The sequence below is a fragment of the Pseudarthrobacter sp. NPDC059871 genome, from assembly GCF_042731175.1.
Lineage (GTDB): Bacteria > Actinomycetota > Actinomycetes > Actinomycetales > Micrococcaceae > Arthrobacter.
In genome coordinates this window covers 116,442-138,161 of sequence record NZ_JBHWJV010000015.1, presented here as the reverse complement: position 1 = coordinate 138,161, position 21,720 = coordinate 116,442, and the positions used below count along the sequence as shown (strand labels likewise).

Annotated in this window: 19 protein-coding genes; 11 read left to right on the top strand and 8 right to left on the bottom strand. The window is 66.8% G+C overall.

Annotated features, from left to right (window positions below):
- Nucleotides 1-920 precede the first annotated feature (920 nt).
- Nucleotides 921-1,736 carry a hypothetical protein gene (locus ACFV4R_RS18885; RefSeq protein ID WP_377204313.1) on the bottom strand — a complete coding sequence of 272 codons (816 nt, stop codon included), beginning with the start codon at nt 1,734-1,736 and terminating at the stop codon, nt 921-923.
- Between the two features lie 81 nt (nt 1,737-1,817).
- On the opposite strand from ACFV4R_RS18885, the gene ACFV4R_RS18880 reads away from it, so the two are divergent.
- The 9 genes from ACFV4R_RS18880 to xerD all read left to right on the top strand — a co-directional run bounded on the left by ACFV4R_RS18880 (nt 1,818) and on the right by xerD (nt 11,345).
- The gene (locus tag ACFV4R_RS18880; protein WP_377204312.1) at nt 1,818-2,795 is read left to right on the top strand and encodes a hypothetical protein; all 978 of its coding nucleotides are present in this window, start codon (nt 1,818-1,820) and stop codon (nt 2,793-2,795) included.
- Between the two features lie 5 nt (nt 2,796-2,800).
- Nucleotides 2,801-3,790, top strand: a complete 990-nt coding sequence (locus ACFV4R_RS18875; RefSeq protein WP_377204311.1) for an HAD-IIA family hydrolase — start codon at nt 2,801-2,803, stop codon at nt 3,788-3,790.
- A 9-nt stretch (nt 3,791-3,799) separates the two neighbouring features.
- A complete protein-coding gene (locus ACFV4R_RS18870) occupies nt 3,800-4,141 on the top strand; it encodes a hypothetical protein (protein WP_377204310.1) in 342 nt (113 codons plus the stop codon).
- The gene (locus tag ACFV4R_RS18865; RefSeq protein WP_377204309.1) at nt 4,141-4,956 is read left to right on the top strand and encodes a TlyA family RNA methyltransferase; all 816 of its coding nucleotides are present in this window, start codon (nt 4,141-4,143) and stop codon (nt 4,954-4,956) included. The genes ACFV4R_RS18870 and ACFV4R_RS18865 overlap by 1 nt, the downstream gene beginning before the upstream one ends.
- Nucleotides 4,957-4,969: 13 nt before the next feature.
- Nucleotides 4,970-5,995, top strand: a complete 1,026-nt coding sequence (locus ACFV4R_RS18860; protein WP_377204308.1) for an NAD kinase — start codon at nt 4,970-4,972, stop codon at nt 5,993-5,995.
- A gap of 4 nt (nt 5,996-5,999) precedes the next feature.
- The gene (gene recN / locus ACFV4R_RS18855) at nt 6,000-7,739 is read left to right on the top strand and encodes a DNA repair protein RecN (protein ID WP_377204307.1); all 1,740 of its coding nucleotides are present in this window, start codon (nt 6,000-6,002) and stop codon (nt 7,737-7,739) included.
- A gap of 126 nt (nt 7,740-7,865) precedes the next feature.
- Nucleotides 7,866-9,629 carry a CTP synthase gene (locus ACFV4R_RS18850; protein ID WP_377204306.1) on the top strand — a complete coding sequence of 588 codons (1,764 nt, stop codon included), beginning with the start codon at nt 7,866-7,868 and terminating at the stop codon, nt 9,627-9,629.
- A 25-nt stretch (nt 9,630-9,654) separates the two neighbouring features.
- Nucleotides 9,655-10,317, top strand: coding sequence for an NUDIX domain-containing protein (locus tag ACFV4R_RS18845; RefSeq protein ID WP_377204305.1), 663 nt, complete (start codon nt 9,655-9,657; stop codon nt 10,315-10,317).
- Complete coding sequence (gene xerD / locus ACFV4R_RS18840) at nt 10,317-11,345, top strand: site-specific tyrosine recombinase XerD (RefSeq protein ID WP_377204304.1); 1,029 nt, start codon at nt 10,317-10,319, stop codon at nt 11,343-11,345. The genes ACFV4R_RS18845 and xerD overlap by 1 nt, the downstream gene beginning before the upstream one ends.
- Before the next feature lie 67 nt (nt 11,346-11,412).
- On the opposite strand, the gene ACFV4R_RS18835 is transcribed toward xerD, so the two are convergent.
- Nucleotides 11,413-12,114 carry a hypothetical protein gene (locus tag ACFV4R_RS18835; protein WP_377204303.1) on the bottom strand — a complete coding sequence of 234 codons (702 nt, stop codon included), beginning with the start codon at nt 12,112-12,114 and terminating at the stop codon, nt 11,413-11,415.
- A 90-nt stretch (nt 12,115-12,204) separates the two neighbouring features.
- Here ACFV4R_RS18835 and ACFV4R_RS18830 point away from each other — a divergent pair, with 90 nt between their 5' ends.
- Nucleotides 12,205-12,687 carry an 8-oxo-dGTP diphosphatase gene (locus ACFV4R_RS18830; RefSeq protein WP_377204302.1) on the top strand — a complete coding sequence of 161 codons (483 nt, stop codon included), beginning with the start codon at nt 12,205-12,207 and terminating at the stop codon, nt 12,685-12,687.
- A 93-nt stretch (nt 12,688-12,780) separates the two neighbouring features.
- Here the strand turns inward: ACFV4R_RS18830 and ACFV4R_RS18825 are convergent, their stop codons facing one another.
- Genes ACFV4R_RS18825 through ACFV4R_RS18810 form a run of 4 tightly spaced genes read right to left on the bottom strand, consistent with a single transcriptional unit; the run spans nt 12,781 to nt 17,033 of the window.
- Nucleotides 12,781-13,920: a bifunctional 2-methylcitrate synthase/citrate synthase gene (locus ACFV4R_RS18825; RefSeq protein WP_377203771.1), complete on the bottom strand. Its 1,140-nt coding sequence runs from the start codon at nt 13,918-13,920 to the stop codon at nt 12,781-12,783.
- A gap of 35 nt (nt 13,921-13,955) precedes the next feature.
- Entirely contained in the window at nt 13,956-14,861 is a 906-nt protein-coding gene (gene prpB, locus ACFV4R_RS18820; protein ID WP_056077663.1) for a methylisocitrate lyase, read from the bottom strand.
- Entirely contained in the window at nt 14,861-16,381 is a 1,521-nt protein-coding gene (locus ACFV4R_RS18815) for an MmgE/PrpD family protein (protein ID WP_377203772.1), read from the bottom strand. The genes prpB and ACFV4R_RS18815 overlap by 1 nt, the downstream gene beginning before the upstream one ends.
- Nucleotides 16,374-17,033: a GntR family transcriptional regulator gene (locus ACFV4R_RS18810; protein ID WP_377203773.1), complete on the bottom strand. Its 660-nt coding sequence runs from the start codon at nt 17,031-17,033 to the stop codon at nt 16,374-16,376. The genes ACFV4R_RS18815 and ACFV4R_RS18810 overlap by 8 nt, the downstream gene beginning before the upstream one ends.
- Before the next feature lie 174 nt (nt 17,034-17,207).
- Between ACFV4R_RS18810 and ACFV4R_RS18805 the strand changes: the two genes are divergently transcribed.
- The gene (locus ACFV4R_RS18805) at nt 17,208-19,118 is read left to right on the top strand and encodes an AMP-binding protein (protein ID WP_377203774.1); all 1,911 of its coding nucleotides are present in this window, start codon (nt 17,208-17,210) and stop codon (nt 19,116-19,118) included.
- 11 nt (nt 19,119-19,129) lie between these two features.
- Here ACFV4R_RS18805 and ACFV4R_RS18800 read toward each other — a convergent pair whose 3' ends face one another.
- Complete coding sequence (locus ACFV4R_RS18800) at nt 19,130-19,843, bottom strand: response regulator (RefSeq protein WP_377203775.1); 714 nt, start codon at nt 19,841-19,843, stop codon at nt 19,130-19,132.
- A 3-nt stretch (nt 19,844-19,846) separates the two neighbouring features.
- Nucleotides 19,847-21,550 carry an ATP-binding protein gene (locus ACFV4R_RS18795; protein WP_377203847.1) on the bottom strand — a complete coding sequence of 568 codons (1,704 nt, stop codon included), beginning with the start codon at nt 21,548-21,550 and terminating at the stop codon, nt 19,847-19,849.
- Nucleotides 21,551-21,720: the final 170 nt, after the last annotated feature.

The window sequence follows — 21,720 nt, the reverse complement described above, 5'->3', positions numbered from 1 at the left end:
GGTGTGGGAGAGTAGGACACCGCCGGACAAAACATTGGTCGAGGCCCCAACCAGCACCTGGTTGGGGCCTCCCACATTTAAAACCCCCACCACCAGGTCGCGGTGCACAAACCCGCACCCGCGCTCACCCGTGCCGGCACCCACCCGAACGCCCGCTCACTCGCGGCGGCACCCACCCGAACCCGGGCCCACTTATGGCGGTTCCCGCCCCGGACCCGCGCTCACTTGTGGCGGTTCCAACCCGGATCCGCGCTCACTCGTGGCGGCACCCACACACATCCGCGCTCACTCGTGGCGGCTCCCACCCGGACGCCCGCCCACTTGTGGCGGCTCCCACCCGGACGCCCGCTCACTCCTGGCGGCACCCACCCGGACGCCCGCTCACTTGTGGCTGCTCCCACCCCCCGCTCAAACCAAGAACAACCACCCCTCATGCCCCATCACATCGGGCACAAGGGGCCCGCTCATAAGTACCCCACCTGATAGCGCAACAAAAGCCCGGGCAACCACCACAACTGAGCACGCGTTACCGGAATAGCCGCCACAAGTGAGCGCGCGTCAGAAGGATAGCCGCCACAAGTGAGCGCGCGTCAGAAGGATAGCCGCCACGAGTGAGCGCGCGTCAGAAGGATAGCCGCCACGAGTGAGCGCGCGTCAGAAAAAGAGCCGCCACAAGTGAGCACGCGTCACAGGGGTGGGGAAGGGATGTTGGGGAGCGATCCTGCCGGCGAAAGTGCTACGACGGGCGTGCAGCGGTGTGAAGATTCACACGATGCAGCCGCCAGGACCAACTCTGGACCGTCGATTATGCGGGCTCCCCTAGAATTGATGGAGATGTACGGACCTGGAAGCGCTTGGTTTCGGGTTGCGTAAGTAAGAAGCACGTATACGAGCGGCTGCAGTTTGCGCCAGTGGTCGGCTCACAACAGGAGGAATCCATCATGGCCGAACACGGCGGAGGAAACCGCGGAGACGACCGCGGAGCGTTCCGGGGAAACAACAACTCGGGCGGTGACCCGCGTGGGTTCCGGGGCCGCGGCAACCGCGACAACAACGAACGCCCCTCCGGTAACGGTGAGCGGAAGCCTTATGGTGACCGTGAGAACCGTCCCTATGGTGATCGGGATCGTAAGCCGTTTGGTGACCGTCCGCGCCGTGATGGTGATCAGGATCGCCGTGGTTTCAGCGGTGGTGGTGAGCGGAAGCCTTATGGTGACCGTGAGAACCGTCCCTATGGTGATCGGGATCGTAAGCCGTTTGGTGACCGTCCGCGTCGCGATGGTGATCAGGATCGCCGTGGTTTCAGCGGTGGCGAAAACCGCAAGCCTTCCGGCGATCGTGAGAACCGTCCCTATGGTGATCGGGATCGTAAGCCCTTTGGCGACCGTCCGCGCCGCGATGGTGATCAGGATCGCCGTGGTTTCAGCGGTGGTAGTGAGCGGAAGCCTTATGGTGACCGTGAGAACCGTCCCTATGGTGATCGGGATCGTAAGCCCTTTGGCGACCGTCCCCGTCGTGACGGTGATCAGGACCGTCGTAGCTTTGGCGGCGGCGAGAACCGCAAGCCCTTCGGCGATCGCCAGGACAGGGACTCCCGCAGTTTCGACCGCGGATCCGACCGTGGCCCCGCCCGCGGCGGAGCAGATCGTGGAGCAGGCCGTGGCGACTCGTTCCGTAGCGACTCCGGCCGTGGCTTCGGCCGGGACCGCCAGGAAGAGCGCCCTGCCCGTACGCACAACGCATCCGATATCCGCAGCTCCAACCGGCCCGACCGCGAACGCTCACCCGAGATCGATGAGGACGTCACCGGCAAGGAGTTGGACCGCGCCACGCAGCACCAGATCAAGACCCTTGAGCCCAAGAGCGCCGAGTGGGTTGCCCGCCACCTGGTGATGGCCGGCCGCCTGATTGATGACGAGCCGGAGCTGGCCTTCCAGCATGCCCTCGCTGCGAGCCGCCGCGGCGGCCGCCTCGGTGCCGTCCGCGAAGCCGTCGGCCTGACTGCCTACGGCGCCGGCCACTACGGCGAAGCCCTTCGCGAGTTCCGCACCTACCGGCGGATCAGTGGTTCCAACGTCCACCTGCCCGTCATGGCTGACTGCGAGCGTGGCCTGGGCCGCCCGGACCGGGCACTGGATGTTGCCCGCTCCGAGGAAGCGCAGGACCTGGATGCTCCGGGCAAGGTGGAATTGGCCATCGTCGCCGCCGGCGCGAGGACCGACCTGGACCAGCTCGATGCCGCCGTCGCTGAGCTGGAAATTCCGCAGCTGGACATCAACCGTGCCTTCTCCTACAGCCCCCGGCTGTTCCGCGCCTACGCCGGCGCGCTCTCCGCCGTGGGACGCAACGACGAGGCAGACAAGTGGAACAAGCAGGCAGTCGTCGCTGAGAACGCGCTGGGACAGGGCGTTGAAGTAGAGCCTGACATCATCGACCTCGGCTGGGATGAAGAGGAAGAGGCCCGCGAAGAGGCCGAGCGCCGTCGCCTCCGCGAGCACGCCGTCAAAGCCTCCGAAACAGCTTCGGCAGCTGCCGGCAGCCAGGATGGTTCCGCGTCCGACGACGGCACTGCAGAAAGTGCCGACGCCCAGAACGCCGTGGACCAGAACGTGGACGACCAGGATGCGGATTACTTCGCCTCTGACGACGCAGAGTCGGACGAGGATTCGGTGGAGCAGGACGAACTGGACCCCAACAACGAAGACACCGACAACGAAGACAGCAGCAACGAAGAAGCCGGCAGTGAAGAGCCCGGCGACGACGCTGCTGCCAACCAGGACCGCCGGGAAGACTGAACCGAATGACTGCCATTTCCCTGATTTCCCGCTTTGACGCCCTCCTGTCCGACCTGGACGGGGTGGTGTACGCCGGCCCGCATGCCATTCCGGGCGCCGTGGAATCACTGCAGCAGCTGGCCGGCGTGGGCGTGGGACTTGGTTACGTCACGAACAACGCCTCGCGGTCCCCGGCCGAGGTAGCAGCCCACCTGAGGGAACTCGGGGCGCCGGCTGAGGATGAGCAGGTAGTCAGTTCCTCACAGGCGGCCGCGGACCTGCTCGCTTCGCGCCTGGCGCCGGGCTCGAAGGTCCTCATTACGGGAAGTCCGGCGCTGGCCCGCGAAATCGAGCTCGTGGGGCTCACCCCTGTCTTCGGCCAGGACGAGGAACCCGTGGCAGTGGTCCAGGGCTTCAACCCCGGCATCGGCTGGAAGGACCTGGCCGAAGCTGCTTACGTGGTGTCCGCCGGGGCCCTCTGGGTGGCGACGAACACCGACATGTCCATCCCGCAGGCTCGTGGAATCGCGCCAGGGAACGGAACGCTGGTGGCGGCGGTGACCGCTGCCACCGGCCGGACGCCGCTCGTGGCCGGCAAGCCGGAGGCGCCGCTGTTCCATTCCGCCGCCAAGCGGCTCGGCGCCGAACGCCCGCTGGTAGTGGGCGACCGGCTGGACACGGACATCCTCGGCGGCAACAATGCCGGGTTTGCCACCGTCGCCGTGCTGACCGGCGTCGACACCCTGGAAACGATCCTGGCCGCCCGCTCCGCCGAGCGTCCGGATTACATCATCAACGCCCTGTCCGACCTGTACCGCCCGTACCCCGAGGTGACGCACGACGACGGCACTTACTCCTGCGGCGACGCCACGGCACGCGTCGCCAACGGTGCCGTGGGCGTCATTGGCAGCAAGGACAGCCTTGACTCGTGGCGCGCCGCCTGCGCGGCGTGGTGGGCCGCGACGCCGGACGCACCAACGGCGCAGGCGCCCAAGCTGGCCTGGCTCGGTCACTAGACTTAACGGATGACTGAGCTGACCGGACCTGAAGAATCATCAGCCCAGCCGTCGCGGGACTGGCCCGGGCTGGACGCCGCTGCGATCCCTGACGCCTTAGTGGCCCAAGCCCTGACAGTGTTGGAAACCCTGCCCGCCACTCCCGTTGAAGAGCATGAAGAGGCCTACGCCAGGCTTCATGATGAGTTGCTGCATGCCCTCAACGCCAAGCCCCAGGACGTTAAGCCCCAGGACCTTCAATCCCAAGGCCTTGCACCCCAGGATGCCGGACCCCAGGACCCCGGAACCCGTACTCCGGGGCCCCCGGTTCCCGGCCCCCGCGGTACCGGCGCAACGAACGGCGCAGCCTGATGCCGGTACGCCTCGACCAGGCCCTGGTGGCCCGGGGCCTGGCCAGGTCCCGGACGCACGCAGCAACCCTCATCGCCGAAGGCAAGGTCAGCTCCGAAGGCAAAGTCCTCGCCAAAGCGTCACTGCAGGTTGACGAAGACAGGGATCTCGCCGTCGAACATGACGACCAGGACACGTACGCCAGCCGCGCCGGCCATAAACTGGCCGGCGCCCTCGACGCCTTCCCGGGCATTACGGCCCAAGGAAAGCGGTGCCTGGACGCCGGCGCGTCCACCGGCGGCTTCACCGACGTCCTGCTCCGGCGCGGCGCGGCACACGTGGTGGCTGTCGACGTCGGGCACGGCCAACTGGTGCCCCACCTCCGCAGCGATCCACGCGTCGCCGTCCACGAAGGCCTGAACGTCAGGTACATGGTTCCGGAGGACATCGGCGGCCCGGTCGCCCTGACCGTCGCGGACCTCTCCTTCATTTCCCTCACCCTGGTGGTGCAGGCCCTGGCCGGGTGCACGGAACCGGGCGGAGACCTGGTGCTTATGGTCAAACCCCAGTTCGAAATCGGCAAGGACCGTTTGGGCCGCACCGGCGTGGTCACCTCGGAACGGGAACGGCGGCTCGCGGTGCACAAGGTGGCCATGGCAGCGCTCGACGCCGGGCTGGACCTGCACGGGCTGGCGGTGAGTCCGCTGCCGGGCCAGGACGGAAACGTCGAATACTTCCTGTGGATAAGACGCAGGATCACCCAAGACTTGCCTAAGATCGAAGAGCGGGAGGCGGCAGCAGCTGCCTTGCTCGGACAAATCTGGCCGAAACACTAGAGAGCGGAACCTGATGAGCAGGCGTGTACTGGTCCTTGCCCATACCGGCCGCGAGGAATCGCTGAAGGCCGCCTGGGAGGCCTGTGCGCTCCTGCATGCCTCGGGCATTGTGCCCGTCATGCAGGAGTCCGAACTGGACGACATGGAGCGGTTCTTCGGGCACCTTGCCCACCCCGTCGAAGTCCTCCACGATCATGTGAGCCTGCCGGAGGTGGAACTGGTGATGGTCCTCGGCGGCGACGGCACCATCCTGCGCGCAGCCGAGCTGGTCCGCGAAGTGGACGTCCCCTTGCTTGGGGTCAACCTCGGCCATGTGGGCTTCCTGGCCGAGAGTGAGCGTGCCGACCTGGCCCAGACGGTGGAGTGGATCGCAAGCCGCGACTACACCGTGGAAGAGCGGATGACCATCGATGTCCAGGTATGGGTCCGGGGCCAAAAAATCTGGCACACCTGGGCCCTGAACGAGGCCGCCATCGAAAAGGCCAACCGGGAACGCATGCTGGAGGTGGTCACGGAAGTGGACGAACGCCCGCTGACCTCGTTCGGCTCGGACGGCATCGTGATGGCCACTCCCACGGGGTCCACCGCCTACGCGTTCTCTGCCGGCGGCCCAGTGGTCTGGCCGGAGGTGGAGGCACTCGTCATCGTCCCCATCAGCGCCCACGCCCTGTTCGCCAAACCCCTGGTGGTTTCGCCCAGGTCAAAGCTTGCGGTCGAGGTCCTGAGCCGCACGGAGGCCCAGGGCGTCCTGTGGTGTGACGGCCGCCGGTCGGTGGACCTTCCGCCGGGCGCCCGGGTGGAAGTCACCAAATCCGCGACCCCCGTGCGGCTGGCCCGCACCCACCAAACGCCCTTCTCGGCGCGCCTGGTCCGCAAGTTCGAGCTCCCCATCCACGGCTGGCGGGGGCCGGTGCCCAAGGCCAGCGCGGTCCACACGGGACCCATTCCCGTGGTCCGCACGCCCCGGCCCAAGCAGCCTCTGCAGGTCCCGCAGGAGGACCGGCCGGACACCGAACCTGATCCGTCGACTGCGGAGTGAATGCATGCTTGAAGAACTGAGAATCCGCGATCTTGGCGTCATTACAGACGCAACCCTGCCGCTGGGGCCTGGCCTCAGCGTGGTGACCGGTGAAACCGGTGCCGGCAAAACGATGGTGGTCACCGCCGTCGGCCTGCTGCTCGGCGCCCGCTCGGACGCGGGCGCCGTCCGCAGCGGCGCAAAGAGTGCCACCGCTGAAGCGGTCCTGAAGCTCGACGCCGGCCACCCCGCCGTGGTCCGCGCCCTTGAGGCGGGCGCCGAAGCTGAAGAGTTCGACGGCGGCGCGGAACTGATCCTGGCACGCCGCCTCGGTGCAGATGGACGCAGCCGCGCTTTCCTGGGCGGCCGCGCGGCCCCCGTCGGTGTCCTGGCCGAAATCGGCGAAACGCTGGTGGTGGTCCACGGACAGACCGACCAGATCCGCCTCAAGGGCGCTGCAGCCCAACGTGGTGCGCTGGACAAGTTTGCCGGCGAAACGCTGGCCGGCCCGCTCAACGCCTATCAGGAGCTTTACAGAAACTGGAAAGCCAGCCAGGCAGAGCTGGACAGCCTGCGCAGTGCAGCCCGGGACAGGCTTCGCGAAGCCGAGTCCCTGCAGACCGCCCTGGCGGAGATCGACGACGTGGACCCGCAGCCGGGGGAGGACGGGCAGCTGAAGGCGGAGGCAGTAAAGCTGGCCAACGTCGAAGAGCTGCGGATCGCCGCCAGCACCGCGCACCAGGCCCTGATCGCGGAGGACTTCGGCGAAGCCGGCGATGCCACCACCATGGTGGACGCAGCCAAGCGCACCCTCGAACAGGTTGCGGAGCACGACGCCGAGCTTGGATCGGCCGCGGCCCGGCTGGCCGAAGTGGGCTTCCTGCTCAACGACATCGCCACGGACCTGGCCAGCTACCAGGCGGGCCTCGACACGGAAGGCCCTGAGCGGCTTGCCGAAATCGAGGACCGGCGCGGCGCCCTGGCCAAGTTGGTGCGCAAGTACGCACCCACCATTGACGAAGTGCTGGAATGGGCGGAGAAGGCCCGGGCCCGCCACGACGAACTGCAGGACGACTCTTCGCGGATTGAGTCCCTGGACGCCGAGGTGGCACGTGCGGAGGCGGACCTGGCCAAGCAGGCCGCCGCCATCAGCAAGATCCGTGCCAAGGCCGCCAAGGACCTGTCAGGACGGGTCAGCGCCGAGCTCAAGGCACTGGCCATGGCGGATGCCACGCTGGTGATCAACCTTGAGCCGACGGGGCAGCTGGGGCCCCATGGTGCCGACGACATCGCGTTCCTGCTGCAGCCGCATTCCGGTGCCCCCGCCCGGCCGCTGGGCAAGGGCGCATCGGGAGGTGAGCTCTCGCGCGTCATGCTGGCCATCGAGGTGGTGCTCGCCGCCGTGGACCCCGTTCCCACGTTCGTCTTCGACGAGGTAGACGCCGGAGTGGGCGGCCGCGCCGCCGTCGAGATCGGCCGCCGCCTCGCCATGCTCGCCCGCCACGTCCAGGTGCTGGTGGTGACGCACCTGCCGCAGGTGGCAGCTTTCGCGGACCAGCACATCACCGTGACCAAGACCTCAGTCCGGGGGGCCGACGGCGGCACCGCCACCGGGTTCACGTCCAGTGATGTGCGCCTCCTCGATGGGACGGAGCGGGTCCGGGAACTGGCCAGGATGCTGGCCGGCCAAGAGGACTCCGAATCGGCCCAGGCACACGCCCAGGAGCTGCTTGACGACGCAAAACTCCTGCCGCAGCGCGGCTGACAGGACCTTAACGCCGGTGCCTTCTCAGGCCCGTTGCGGTCCCTGGGCCCTTGCCCGGAAGGTGCGCGTGACTGCACACTGGAGCATTTGGGGAACAGTCCGGACGATCCGTGGAAGGCTCAATTGATGATAGGCTCGAATTCCGTGGTGCAGCGATCAAATTCCCGTGTAAATTCCCGGTTCCCGGGCTCATCCAAGACGACCAAGCACATCTTCGTGACCGGTGGTGTGGCGTCCTCGCTGGGTAAGGGGCTGACGGCTTCGAGCCTCGGCCACCTGCTGCGGGCGCGCGGCCTGTCTGTGACAATGCAGAAGCTCGATCCCTATCTGAATGTGGATCCGGGCACGATGAACCCCTTCCAGCACGGCGAGGTCTTCGTCACCGACGACGGCGCCGAGACGGACCTGGACATCGGGCACTACGAGCGGTTCCTCGACGAGAACCTCGAGGGCTCGGCGAACGTCACCACCGGGCAGGTGTACTCCACGGTTATCGCCAAGGAGCGCCGCGGCGAGTACCTCGGCGACACCGTCCAGGTCATTCCGCACATCACTGACGAAATCAAGCGCCGGATGCGCCTGCCTGCCGAGGGCAAGAACGCTCCGGACGTCATCATCACCGAAATCGGCGGCACCGTTGGCGATATCGAGTCCCAGCCGTTCCTCGAATCGGCCCGCCAGGTCCGCCAGGACGTGGGCCGCGGCAACGTCTTCTTCGTCCATGTGTCCCTGGTCCCGTACATCGGACCGTCCCAGGAACTGAAGACCAAGCCCACGCAGCACTCCGTGGCCGCGCTGCGTTCCATCGGTATCCAGCCCGAAGCCATCGTGATCCGGTCGGACCGCGAAATTCCCGAAGCCATGCGCGCCAAGATCGGCCGGATGTGCGACGTTGACCTCGAAGCAGTCATCGGCTGCCCCGATGCCCCCAGCATCTACGACATCCCCAAGACCCTGCACACCCAGGGCCTGGACTCCTACATCGTCCGTGCCCTGGACCTGCCGTTCAAGGACGTTGACTGGACCAGCTGGGACCGCCTGCTGGAAGCAGTGCACAACCCGCGGCACCACGTCGAGATCGCCCTCGTGGGCAAGTACATCGACCTGCCGGACGCCTACCTGTCCGTCACCGAAGCCCTGCGCGCCGGCGGCTTTGCCAACGAAACCAAGGTCAAGATCCGTTGGGTCCCCTCGGACGAATGCGAAACCCGTGAGGGTGCGGTCAAGGCGCTCGACGGCGTCGATGCCATCTGCGTCCCGGGCGGCTTCGGCATCCGCGGCCTCGAAGGCAAGCTGGGCGCCCTGAAGTTCGCCCGCGAGACCAAGCTCCCGGTGCTGGGCCTGTGCCTCGGCCTGCAATGCATGGTCATCGAGTACGCCCGCAACGTCGTCGGCCTGGAAGGTGCATCCTCAAGCGAGTTTGAGCCGGACTCCAAGTACCCGGTCATCGCCACCATGGAAGAGCAGCTGGAGTTCGTCGAGGGCGGCGGCGACCTGGGCGGCACCATGCGCTTGGGCCTGTATGAGGCCAAGCTTGACGAGGGCTCGGTCATTGCCGGAACCTACGGCAAGACCACCGTCAGCGAACGCCACCGCCACCGCTACGAGGTCAACAACAAATACCGCGACCAGATCGCTGCCGAGGGACTCGTCTTCTCCGGTACCTCCCCGGACGGCAAGCTCGTGGAGTTCGTCGAACTCCCGGCCGAGGTCCACCCGTACTACGTGGCCACCCAGGCGCACCCGGAACTGAGTTCGCGCCCCACCCGGCCGCACCCGCTGTTCGCCGGCCTGATCAAGGCGGCACTGGACCACCAGGGCGGCAACGCCGACACGGCCGCAGCCGTGACCGCCGGTGCTCCGGAGTCCGGTACGGTAGCGGCTAAGTAGAGCCAACAGAACAAAGGACGGCGTGATGCCCGGTACACCTGAAACCACCCCTGCAGCCAGGCAGGTTTCGGATGCACCGAGCCCACGCCGTCTTTTGTCGTCTGAGAAGGTTTACGAGGGCCGGATCTGGGACGTCGTCAGCGACACCTTCCAGCTCCAGGAGACCGGTGACGCCCTCACCCGCGACTACATCGACCACCCCGGTGCCGTCGCTGTCCTGCCCATGAACGCGCAGGGCGAAATCCTGCTCCTCAAGCAGTACCGGCACCCCGTGGGAATGGACCTGTGGGAAGTCCCGGCAGGCCTGCTGGACGTTGAAGGCGAAGACTTTGTGGTGGGCGCCGCCCGCGAGCTCGCCGAGGAAGCGGACCTCGCCGCAGCTACCTGGAACGTCCTGGCAGACGTCTTCAACTCGCCCGGATCTTCCAGCGAGGCCATCCGCATCTACCTGGCCCGGGACCTCACCGAGGTACCGCATGCCGAGCGGCACGAGCGGACGGACGAGGAAGCCGAGATCGAATTCCACTGGATCAGCCTGGACGAGGCCGTCGCTTCCGTCCTGGCCGGCCGGCTGCACAACCCGTCGGCCGTCGTCGGGATCCTCGCGGCAGCGGCCGCCCGGGCCGACGGGTACGCCGGGCTCCGCCCAGCCGACGCAGCCTGGCCCGCCCACCCCAGCCAGCGCTGATGGTTCCGGGTCCGTCCGCCGGGATGGCACCGCCGGCGGAAACCACGCTGAGCGAAGCAGCGGAACCCGGGGAAGCTGCGGCCGCACCCACGAGGATTGACCGCGGGGTCACGGACTACCTGCAGCATATGGGCGTCGAACGAGGTCTGGCAGCAAACACCCTGGCCGCCTACCGCAGGGACCTTGCCCGCTACTCCCGCTATCTGGCCGGCGCCGGCTGCCAGCAGCCCGGGGACATCACGCGGCACCACGTGACGGGTTTCGTGCGCGCCCTCTCGGACGGGTCCGACGGCGGTTCGGCCCTCGGAGTGCGGTCCGCCGCCAGGACCGTGGTGGCCGTCCGGGGCCTGCATAAGTTCTGGGCCCTGGAAGGGCATACGGCGTCGGACCCGGCCAGTGAAGTGCATCCGCCTATGGCCGGCAAGCGGCTGCCCAAGGCCATCACCGTGGACGAGGTCACGAGGATCCTGGAGGCCGCAGGAACCGACACCGCCACGGGCCTGCGGGACCGGGCCTTGCTGGAATTCCTCTACTCCACGGGGGCAAGGATCAGCGAAGCCGTGGGGCTGGACGTTGACGATATTTCGCTGGCGGGCGACGACACGGAGCAGGGACCGGCCATCGTCAGGCTTTTCGGGAAGGGCTCCAAGGAGCGGCTGGTGCCCCTGGGATCGTACGGCGCCAGGGCACTGGAGGCGTACCTCGTGCGCGGCCGGCCGCTGCTGGCCGCGAAGGGCAAGGGGACACCGGCGCTGTTCCTCAACGCCCGCGGCGGCAGGATCAGCCGCCAGAGCGCCTGGACCATCCTGAAGGTGGCCGCTGAAAAGGCCAACATCACCCGCGACGTGTCTCCCCACACGCTCAGGCACTCCTTCGCCACCCACCTCCTCGAAGGCGGCGCGGACGTGCGGGTGGTCCAGGAACTCTTGGGCCACGCCTCCGTGACCACCACCCAGGTATACACACTGGTGACGGCCGATACCCTCCGCGAGGTTTACGCAGCCGCACACCCCAGGGCCTTGGGCTGATGCACACCCGGCTCTGACGAACCCGGTGCGGAGGGGCACGGCTGGAACGGTCCGGCCGGGAACCGGTTTATTCCATCACGTTGAGCGTCAGTTCCACGGCGCCGAGGAACAGGGCCAGGATGGAGGTGCCCAGCCCGGCCACCAGGAGCAGGCCCGGGTGGGCGAGGCCCACCACCACCCGCCGGGCACGGGGGGACCCCCGCAGGAACTTCTTGGGAAGGCGCGTGCCTTCGGGCGCCTGGCGCCAGCCACGGAGGCGGCGTAGGAACCAGGCGCACCGGATGATCAGGGCCATCCACAGGACAGTGACCACCAGCGGGACAGCAGCTACCAGGAGGTTGAGGCCCAGGGACGTGACGGCACGCTCCGAGTCTCCGGCCAGCGCCTGCACGGTGGTGGAAATCGATGCGCTGGCCACCACCGAGATGCCCCACACCAGGAACGCGGCGGTCAGTGCCAGGAACCGGACAAAGAAGTGCGAGAGCACGGACTCCTTGGCCGGACGGAGGTAGCGGCGCGGGGTGGCGTTCAGTACCGCCACCGCGCATCCCAGGGTGGGCAGGGCCGCCATCCCCACGAAGACGTACCAGGTCCAACCTGCGAGGTCTACGAGTTCGTCGGCAACGATCAGCAGCGCCCACGAACCTGTCCACAGCCAGCCGGCATGCAGCGGATTCCGGACCAGCCAGTCTGGCAACCGGACACCGCCGCCGTGCAGGGTGCGGGCCTTTCGGGCGGGGGCGGGATGTTCCTCTCCGGCCATGCTCATGGGCCTCACTGTAGCAACGCGCCGGCCGCCATGCCGGGGCAGTCCACGCGCCGCGGGCTGCCCTCCCGGAAGGCCCGCTAGGCTGGGAAAATGACCGCAGCCGATGTGACCCTCTGCTTCCTGCTCCGCGACGGTGCCGACGGCCCGCAGGTGCTCCTGGGCCTGAAACAGACCGGTTTCGGCAGGGGCAAGATCGTGGGCATTGGCGGGCACGTCGAGGCGGGGGAGACCAGCGTCCAGGCCGTGATCCGGGAAGTCCAGGAGGAAACCGGCGTGGTGCTGCAGCAGGGGGACCTCACGGACGCGGGAGCCGTGCACTTCGTGTTTCCCGCCAGGCCGGAGTGGGACATGAAGACCACCCTCTTCACGGCGCGCACCTGGACCGGTGAACCGCAGCCCAGCGACGAGATCCTGCCCGAGTGGTTCCGGGTGGATGCCCTGCCGGTGGACCGGATGTGGCAGGACGCTGACCACTGGCTGCCCGTGGTGCTGGAAGGCGGCACGGTCAACGTCGTGGTCACCATGGACGCAGACAACGAATCCGTCGCGTCGTCCAGCAGCGTCCTTCCCTAGGCTGCGGGTCTTCCCCAATTTCCCAGGCCTTTAACGTACGACGGCGGTGCGGCACCCGGGTGCCGCACCGCCGTCGTACGTCCTGCAGAAAGGCTAGGGCAGGTGCCGTTCCTCGGCGCCGTTGTACTCGCTCAGCGGGCGGATCAGCGAGTTGGAGTCCAGTTGCTCCATGATGTGTGCTGTCCAGCCGGTGATGCGGCTGGCCACGAACAATGGAGTGAACGTCGGCGTATCGAAGCCCATCAGGTGATAAGTGGGCCCGGCCGGGTAGTCGAGGTTCGGCTTGATGGCCTTGGCCTCATCCATCGCCGTTTCCAGGCCGTTGTACAGTCCCAGCAGTTCGGGCCGGCCGTAGTGGGCAATCATCTTGTCCAGGGCGGCCTTCATGGTGGGCACCCGGGAGTCGCCGTGCTTGTAGACGCGGTGGCCGAAGCCCATGACCTTCTTCTTGTTCGCCAGGGCATCCTCCATCCAGGCCTTCGCCCGGGCTGCCGCCTCGTCCAGGGACTCCTCCTGCCGGATGCCGATCTCGTCGAAGGTGTGCATCACGGCCTCGTTCGCCCCACCGTGCAGCGGACCCTTCAGGGCCCCGATGGCTCCTGTGACCGCCGAGTGCAGGTCGGACAGCGTAGAGGTGATGACGCGTGCAGTGAAGGTAGAGGCGTTAAAGGAGTGCTCGGCGTAGAGAATCATCGAGACGTTGAACGCCTCCACAACCTCGGGCACCTGTTCCTCGCCGAAGGTCATCCATAGGAAATTCGCTGAGTAGCCCAGGTCCTCACGCGGTTCCACCAGGTCCTGGCCGTGGCGGCGGCGCTGGTCGTAGGCCACTACCGCCGGCATGGCGGCAAACAGGTCCACGGCTTTGGCCATGTTGGCCTCGCGGGACGAGTCCTCGGCCAGCGGGTGGCGGGCCCCCATCACGGAGGCCGCTGTCCTGCAGACATCCATCGGGTGGGACGTGGCGGGCAACGCGTCGATGACCTGCTTGACCACCGGGTCAAGCGCCCGCCCTGCACGCTCCCGTGCCGTGAACTCCGCCAGCTGCCCTTCGGCAGGCAATTCACCGTTCCACAGCAAGTAGGCCACTTCCTCGAAGCTGCACCTGGCGGCCAGTTCCTGGACGGGGTAGCCGCGGTACAGCAGGGAGTTCGTGTCCGGGTTGACCTTGGACACCGCGGTGTAGTCCACCACGACGCCGGCCAGGCCCTTTTTGATATCAACAGCTGCCATATTGAACTCCTTCGTTCTTGCGGGGATCCAGGCTCCTACCGGACGCCGGGAATCTGGAAGTTGAAAACGCCGGTATCGAAGCGGTTGTACGCCTCGTAGTCCACCAGGTCATAGAGACGCGCACGGGTGAGCATGTTCTCCACCTGTGCTTCCTGTGATCCTGTTGCCTTGATCGTTTCCAGCGTACGCTCTGCAGCTCCCATGGCAATGCGCAGCAGGGTGACCGGGTAGATCACCATGTTCACGCCCACCGACTGCAGCTGCTCCACCGTAAACAGGTCGCTCTTTCCGAACTCGGTCATGTTGGCGAGAATCGGCACATCCACGGCGTCCCGGATGGCCTGGAACTCGGACAGGTCCTTCATGGCCTCCGGGAAGATGGCGTCGGCACCGGCCTCCACCAGGGCGCGGGCACGGTCCTGGGCGGCTTCGAGCCCCTCCACCGCACGGATATCGGTGCGGGCCATGATGAGGAAATTGGGGTCGCGCCGGGCATCGGCCGCGGCCCGGATGCGTTTGGCGGCGGTGTCCAGGTCCACCACGTTCTTGCCATCCAGGTGGCCGCACCTTTTGGGATTGAACTGGTCTTCGATGTGGCAGCCTGCCAGGCCGGCGTTTTCGAGTTCCTGGATGCTGCGCGCAACGTTCATCGGTTCGCCGAAGCCGGTGTCAGCGTCGACGATGGCGGGCAGGTCGGTCATGCGGGCGATCTGCCCCGCACGGGTGGCCACTTCGGTGAGGGTGGTCAGCCCGATGTCCGGCAGGCCAAGGTCGTTGGCGAGGACGGCGCCGGAGATGTAGACGCCGGCGAAGCCCTTTTCCTCGATCAGCCGTGCCGACAGCGGGTTGAACGCCCCCGGGAACTGCTGGATGGTGCCGGAGGCGAGCATCCCGCGCAGTGCGGCCCGCTTCTGTTCCGGGGTGGTCTTCGAGTACAGCATCAGAACAGTCCCTTCGGTGCCGCGCCAAGGTTGATGACGCCAGGGGCGGCAGTGATGTTCAGCTGGTCCAGTTCGCCCGCTGCGAGTTCCGGGAGGCGTTCGACGGCGGCGAGGAACCTTTCGATTTCGGCCTGCTCCACGAGCCCGGCCGCAAGGGTGCGGAACTTGTTGACGTACTGCTCGCGGGCGAACGGCCGCGCACCCAGCGGGTGGGCGTCCGCCACCGCAATCTGGTCAGTGACGACGGTGCCGTCGGTGAGGGTGATCTCCACGGACCCGCCGAAGGCTTTCTCGCTGATGTCCAGGGAGTGGTAGCGGCGGGTCCACTCCGGGTCTTCCTCAGTGGTGACCTTCTGCCACAGCTCCACGGTGTCCGGCCTGGCCGCACGTTCGGGGGCGTACGAGTCCACGTGGTGCCAGGAGCCGTCCTGGAGTGCCACGGTGAAGATGTAGGGGATGGAGTGGTCCAGGGTTTCCCGGCTGGCGGTGGGGCTGTACTTCTGGGGGTCGTTGGCGCCGGAGCCGATCACGTAGTGCGTGTGGTGGCTGGTCCTGATCAGGACCGACGCCACGTTGGCGGGATCGGTCACCTCAGGGTGCTCGCGGTGCAGCTTGCGGGCTAGGTCGATCCAGGCCTGCGCCTGGTACTCAGCCGAGTGCTCCTTGGTGTAGGTGTCCAGGATGGCGCGCTTGGCCTCACCCGGGGTGGGGAGGGGTACTTCGTAGGAGGCGTCCGGACCGTCCAGCATCCAGGCGATCACGCCGTCTTCGCCTTCATAGATTGGCACCGGGGAGGTCTGTCCGCGCATGGCACGGTCTGCCGCCTCGACGGCCATTTTCCCGGCGAATGCGGGTGCGTGGGCTTTCCATGTGGAGATCTCGCCCTTGCGGGATTGGCGGGTTGCGGTGGTGGTGTGCAGCGCCTGGCCTACGGACTGGAAGATGGTTTCGACGTCGAGGCCCAGCAAAGCGCCAATGCCGGCAGCGGCCGAGGGGCCGAGGTGGGCCACATGGTCGATCTTGTGCTTGTGCAGGCAGATCGCCTTCACCAGGTTCACCTGGATCTCGTAGCCGGTGGCGATGCCGCGGATCAGGTCGGCGCCGCTGGAACCCGTGTGCTGCGCGACGGCCAGGATGGGCGGGATGTTGTCACCGGGGTGGGAGTAGTCCGCGGCCAGGAACGTGTCGTGGTAATCGAGTTCGCGGACAGCCACGCCGTTGGCCCACGCAGCCCATTCGGGGGAGACGCGCTCGCCGATGCCAAACACCTTGGCACCCTTGCCGCCGGTGCTTGGCGCATGGGTGAGGGCCTGCGCGCGGGCGGCGACGATCGGCGCCCGGTTCAGCGATGCGATGGCCACCGAAGCGTTATCGATGATGCGGTTGATGACCATTTCGGTCACCTCCGGCACCACCTCCACGGGATCGGCGGCCACGGCGGCGATCTTGTGGGCCAGTTGCTCTTCCCGGGCCAGGTTCTCTTCGCTCTTGTAGACGCGGACGTGGTGTTGCTTAACCATGGTTCTCCCTGTGATGAGGTGTGTGCGTATTTTTGACGTGCGTCAAGCTGCGGTGGAGATGGAGGGTGGTGGCTGCTTCAGCCAGGCGGGGGTTGCGGGAGGCAATGGCTTCCGCGATGGCAGCATGTTCAGCCGCCGCGGCAGTGAGCCGCTCCGCGTCGTCGGCAGCGAGCCTGCGGACCCGGACCAGATGCACCCGGAGGGCCCGCATGGCCTGGATGAGGTAGGCATTGCCCACCGCATCATCGATGGCGGCGTCGAGGCGCCCGGCCAGGCCGTAATACTCGTGCCGTCCAGCGTCGCTGCCGTCAATGAGCGCAGGCGCCTCATGGAGTTCCTTCTGCAGCTGGAGGAAGACGGCGGAATCTCCACGTTCTGCCGCCAAGGCGGCAGCCCTGCATTCCAGCGTTTCGCGGAGTTCGAACAGTTCGTCGATGTCGTCGAGCGAAACGTCGGTGACGACGACGCCGCGGCCGCCTGCCGTCGTCGTCAGCCCCTCCGCGTTAAGCCGGCCCAGCGCCTCCCGTAGGGGTGTGCGCGAGACGCCGAGGCGTTCGGACTGTTCTACTTCGCCCAGGATCGTGCCGGGAAGAAGCCGCCATTCCGTGATGTCGTCCCGGAGGGCGGCGTAGGCCCTGTCGCTGGCGCGCATCGGTAACTCCTTCGGTAACTGAACTCCTTCAGTGTATACAGAGATGCTCAAAAATCCGACCCAACTTCAGTTTTCATGGGTGAACGGTCAATCTCTGTATACATAACCCTTGTTTGAAAACTGTCCCTTGGCTAGCATGGCGGCAACACAATGTCGTGGACGGGATGCACTTTCATGGTTGACAGCTATCGGGATACATACGAACAGAGCCTTGCTGATCCAGCCGCCTTTTGGCTTGGCGCCGCGGCAACGGTGGGCTGGTCCGCGCCGCCGCGGCAGGCACTGGACGCAAGCCGGGCACCGCTCTACGGCTGGTTCCCGGACGGCGTCCTGAATACCTCCTACAACGCGTTGGACCGCCACGTGGAGGCCGGCCGGGGGAGCCAGGACGCCCTGATCTACGATTCGGCAATGCTCGGCACCCAACGCCGCTTCACCTATGCGGAGCTGACCGGGCTCGTGGCGGACTTTGCCGGCGTCCTGCGGGACCAGGGTGTCGGCAAGGGCGACCGCGTGGTGATCTACATGCCGATGATTCCGGAAGCGGTCATCGCCATGCTTGCCTCCGCCCGCCTCGGCGCGGTCCATTCCGTGGTCTTTGGCGGATTCGCGCCCAAGGAACTTGCGGCCCGGATCCGTGATGCGCAGCCGGTGCTGGTGGTCACGGCGTCCGGCGGACTGGAGCCGGCGCGCAGGATCGAGTACCTGCCCGCCGTGGCGGAGGCGCTCGCCCTGGCCGGCGTGCCCGGCCTTCCCGTGATCACCAAAGCCAGGGAGGGCTTCGCCGCCTCAGCCGCTGACTACGGGTGGCTGGACTGGGAGGCGGAGGTAGCCAGTGCCACGCCTGCTGCCCCGGTTGACGTGGCGGCCACCGATCCCCTGTACATCCTTTACACCTCAGGCACTACCGGGACGCCGAAAGGCGTGGTGCGCGATAACGGCGGGCACGCCGTCGCACTGGACTGGACGCTCAGGAACATCTACGGTGCCGGCCCGGGCGACGTCATGTGGACCGCGTCGGACGTTGGCTGGGTGGTGGGGCATTCCTACATCGTCTACGGACCGCTGCTGGCAGGGGCCACCAGCGTGCTGTACGAGGGAAAACCCGTGGGAACCCCTGATGCCGGAGCCTTCTGGCGGGTGGTCCGCGACCATAGGGTCAACGTCCTCTTCACCGCCCCAACTGCGTTGCGCGCCATCAGGAAGGCAGACCCCGGGGCAGCACTGCTGCGGGACTACGACATTTCCAGCCTGCGAACCCTGTTCACTGCGGGGGAGCGGCTGGATACCGACACCTTCCATTGGGCGTCCCGGTCCCTGGGGGTCCCGGTGGTGGACCACTGGTGGCAAACGGAAACAGGATGGGCCATCTGCGCCAATCCCCGCGGGCTGGAGGAACTGCCCATAAAGGCAGGTTCGCCCAGCGTCCCCATGCCCGGCTTCCGGCTGGCGATCGTTGATGGACTGGGAGAGGAAGTGGAGCCGGACGTTGAGGGGAACATTGTGCTGGGTCTGCCGTTGCCGCCCGGGACGCTGACCACCCTTTGGGGAAACGACGAACGCTTCGTCTCGTCCTACCTGCAGGCCTTCGAGGGCTGTTACGCCACCGGAGACTCCGGCTTCCGGGACCGTGACGGGTACGTCTTCGTTATGGGGCGGACGGATGACATCATCAACGTTGCCGGCCACCGCCTCTCCACCGGAGCGATGGAGCAGGTAATCGGCCAGCACCCCGCCGTGGCTGAATGCGCCGTCATCGGCCTTGCTGATCCGCTCAAGGGACAGCGCCCCAGCGGGTATGTGGTCCTGAAATCCGGCGTCGAGATTCAGGACGACGTACTGGCCGCCGAACTGGTGGCAATGGTCCGGCGTGACATCGGGGCTGTCGCCGACTTTAAGCACGTAACGGTGGTGGATGCGCTGCCCAAGACGCGGTCAGGGAAGATCCTCCGCAAGACGATGCGGCAGATTGCCGACGGCGTGGAATACACCGTGCCGTCCACTATCGAGGACGTTGGGGTCATCGAGCAGCTCATCGGAACACTGCGGCCGGAAATCCCGGAACCAGGACCACTGCGGTCCTGACCCGGACCTTCTCAGCGTCCGCTCCAGCGGTACTCGTTCTCCGGGCGCCCCGGCGTCCCGTACCTGGCCGTCCGCTGCACCGTTCCGGCGTCGGCCAGGTACTCAAGGTAGCGGCGCGCCGTGACGCGGGACATCCCCAGCGCATCCATGACCTCGGTGGCGGAGACGGCATTCCGCTGCGCCTTGAGGAAGTCCTTGACGGAGTCCAGCGTGGAGGTGGACAGCCCCTTGGGCAGCGGAAGCTCGGAAGGTGCCCGCAGGCTTGCGAAGGCCTGGTCCACTTCACTCTGGGAGGCTCCGGCCCTTCCTGCCGCGCCCGTGCCGTCCGCCAGCTGTTGCCTGAACTGGCGGTAACTTTCAAGCTTGTCCGAGAACGTGGCGAAGGTGAACGGCTTGATGAGATACTGCACCACGCCGATGGCCACGGCGCTGCGCACGACGGCGAGCTCCCGGACGGCGGTGATGGCGATGATGTCCGCGAGCAGGCCGGCAGCCCGCATGCGGCGGGCGATGTCCAGCCCGTGCAGGTCCGGGAGGTTCATATCCAGCAGGACGAGTTCCACGGGACTGCCGGATGCCGCGAAATCGCCCAGCAGCCGGAGCGCCGATTGCCCGTCGGGCGCCGTGCCCGCCAGTTCAAAGCCCGGCAGCCGTCCAACGTAGGCCGCGTGGGCGGCCGAGGCGATGGCTTCGTCCTCAACGACGAGGACGCGAATATTGCTCACGCTTTATGCTCCCTTTCCGGCAGCGTCTGTCCCGGCGGCAGTTCCGGCATCCCTGGTCCGCGCACCGGGTGAATTCTCCGGCACGGCCGCCTCCGGTGCCACCGCCGCCGGCAGGAACACCTCGAATTTGGCACCCCGGCGCCCGTTGATGACCAGCGAGCCGCCCAGGCGCTGCACAGCCTGGCGGACCAAAGCCAGGCCTATGCCGCGCCCGCCGGGGCCGGCGGGTTTGGTGCTGAAACCATGCCGGAACATGTTCTCTGCAGACGCCGGATCGATGCCGGCCCCTGAGTCGTGGACGGCGATATCCAGCCCTTCAACGTCCGACTCTACCGTCAGCTCCACCCGGCGCGGCGGTGGAGCGTCGGCCGCGGCGTCGATGGCGTTGTCCAGCAGGTTTCCGAGGACCGTGACCAGGTCCTGCACAGCAATTCCGGCCGACGTGCCCGAACCGAGGGCGGTGACTTCCAGGTGCACCCCGCGTTCGTGCGCTTCAGCCGCCTTCCCCATCACCAAGGCGCCAAGGACCGGTTCATCCACTGAGCTGACCATGTCATCGGTCAGTTGCTGGCTCAACTCCAGGTCCTTCGTGGCGAAATCCAGTGCTTCCTGGGTCCGTCCCAGCTCCAGCAGCGACACCATGGTGTGGAGCCTGTTGGCATGCTCGTGGGTTTGTGCCCGCAGGGCATCGGAAAGAGTGCGCATGGTTTCCAGCTCATTGCCCAGCGCCTCGATCTCCGTCCGGTCGCGGAGGGTGGCCACCGTACCGTACACGGGTGTCCTGCCCCGGGGTCCGAAAGGCTCCGGGCCCTTGGCCGGGCCCTGGTTTACTACCAGGACCCGTGAACCGGTAAGGACAATCTCGTCATTGGCCGGGCGCCCCGACTCGAAAAGGCCGCGGAGTCCCTCGTCGAGCGGAAGGTCTGACAGCGACGGAGGCCGCGTGGGGTCGCTGCTGCCGGTCTGGGCAAGGCCGAGCAGCTCTGCGGCCTGGTCGTTGTACATCACCACCCGTCCCCGGGTATCGATCAGGATCAGGCCCTCGCGGACAGAGTGCAGAACGGATTCGTAATAGGCGAACAGCTGGGAGAGCTGCTCGGGGCCCCAGCCGCGGGTGACCCGCCGGAGGTACCTGCCCAAAAGCCACGAAGCCAGCGAGCCACCCACCAGCAACGCGAGGCCGATGGCGGCCAGGGCCGGAAGGCGCGCCGCGAAGGCGACGTCGACAGTGCCCACCGTCACCCCGGCGGCCACAAGGGCGCGGACCGTGCCGGCGTCGTCCTTCACCGGAACGATAGTGCGCACCGAGGGGCCCAGCGTGCCGGAGGTGACCTCGGTGAACGTCTCGCCCCGGAGCGCCGCATCGATGGACCCGATGTACGGCTTGCCCAGCTCCTCGTTCCTCGGATGGGTCCAGCGGGTCCGGTCCGGGGCCATGATGGTGATGAAATCGACGTGGGCTTCCTCCATGACGTCGAGGGCATAGGGCTGCAGGACTGACGACGGGTCCCGGCTCCCGGCGGCCTGCAGCACCAGCGGATTGGACGCGATCGAAGTGGCGATGCCGGTCATCCGCAGGCCCGCTTCGCTGTACGTCCGGTCCCGGGCGTCCACGTAGGCCGCCGTTCCCACCACGGCGATGAAGCACACCACAATCAACAGGTTCGCCACAAAGAGCCGGCGGGCGATACTCCAGCGGTGGATCATCAGTACCTTTCCCTCCGTCTCCGGGCGCCCGGCTGGGCCACCCAGCACCTGCGCCGCGACCAATATGAACGCAACGGTGAGCTGGATCACTGTGTGGCCAATGATGGATATCACACCGCAGGACGTGTGAGCCCAGTGACTGTGCCGCAGCGTCTATCAGATTATCCAAA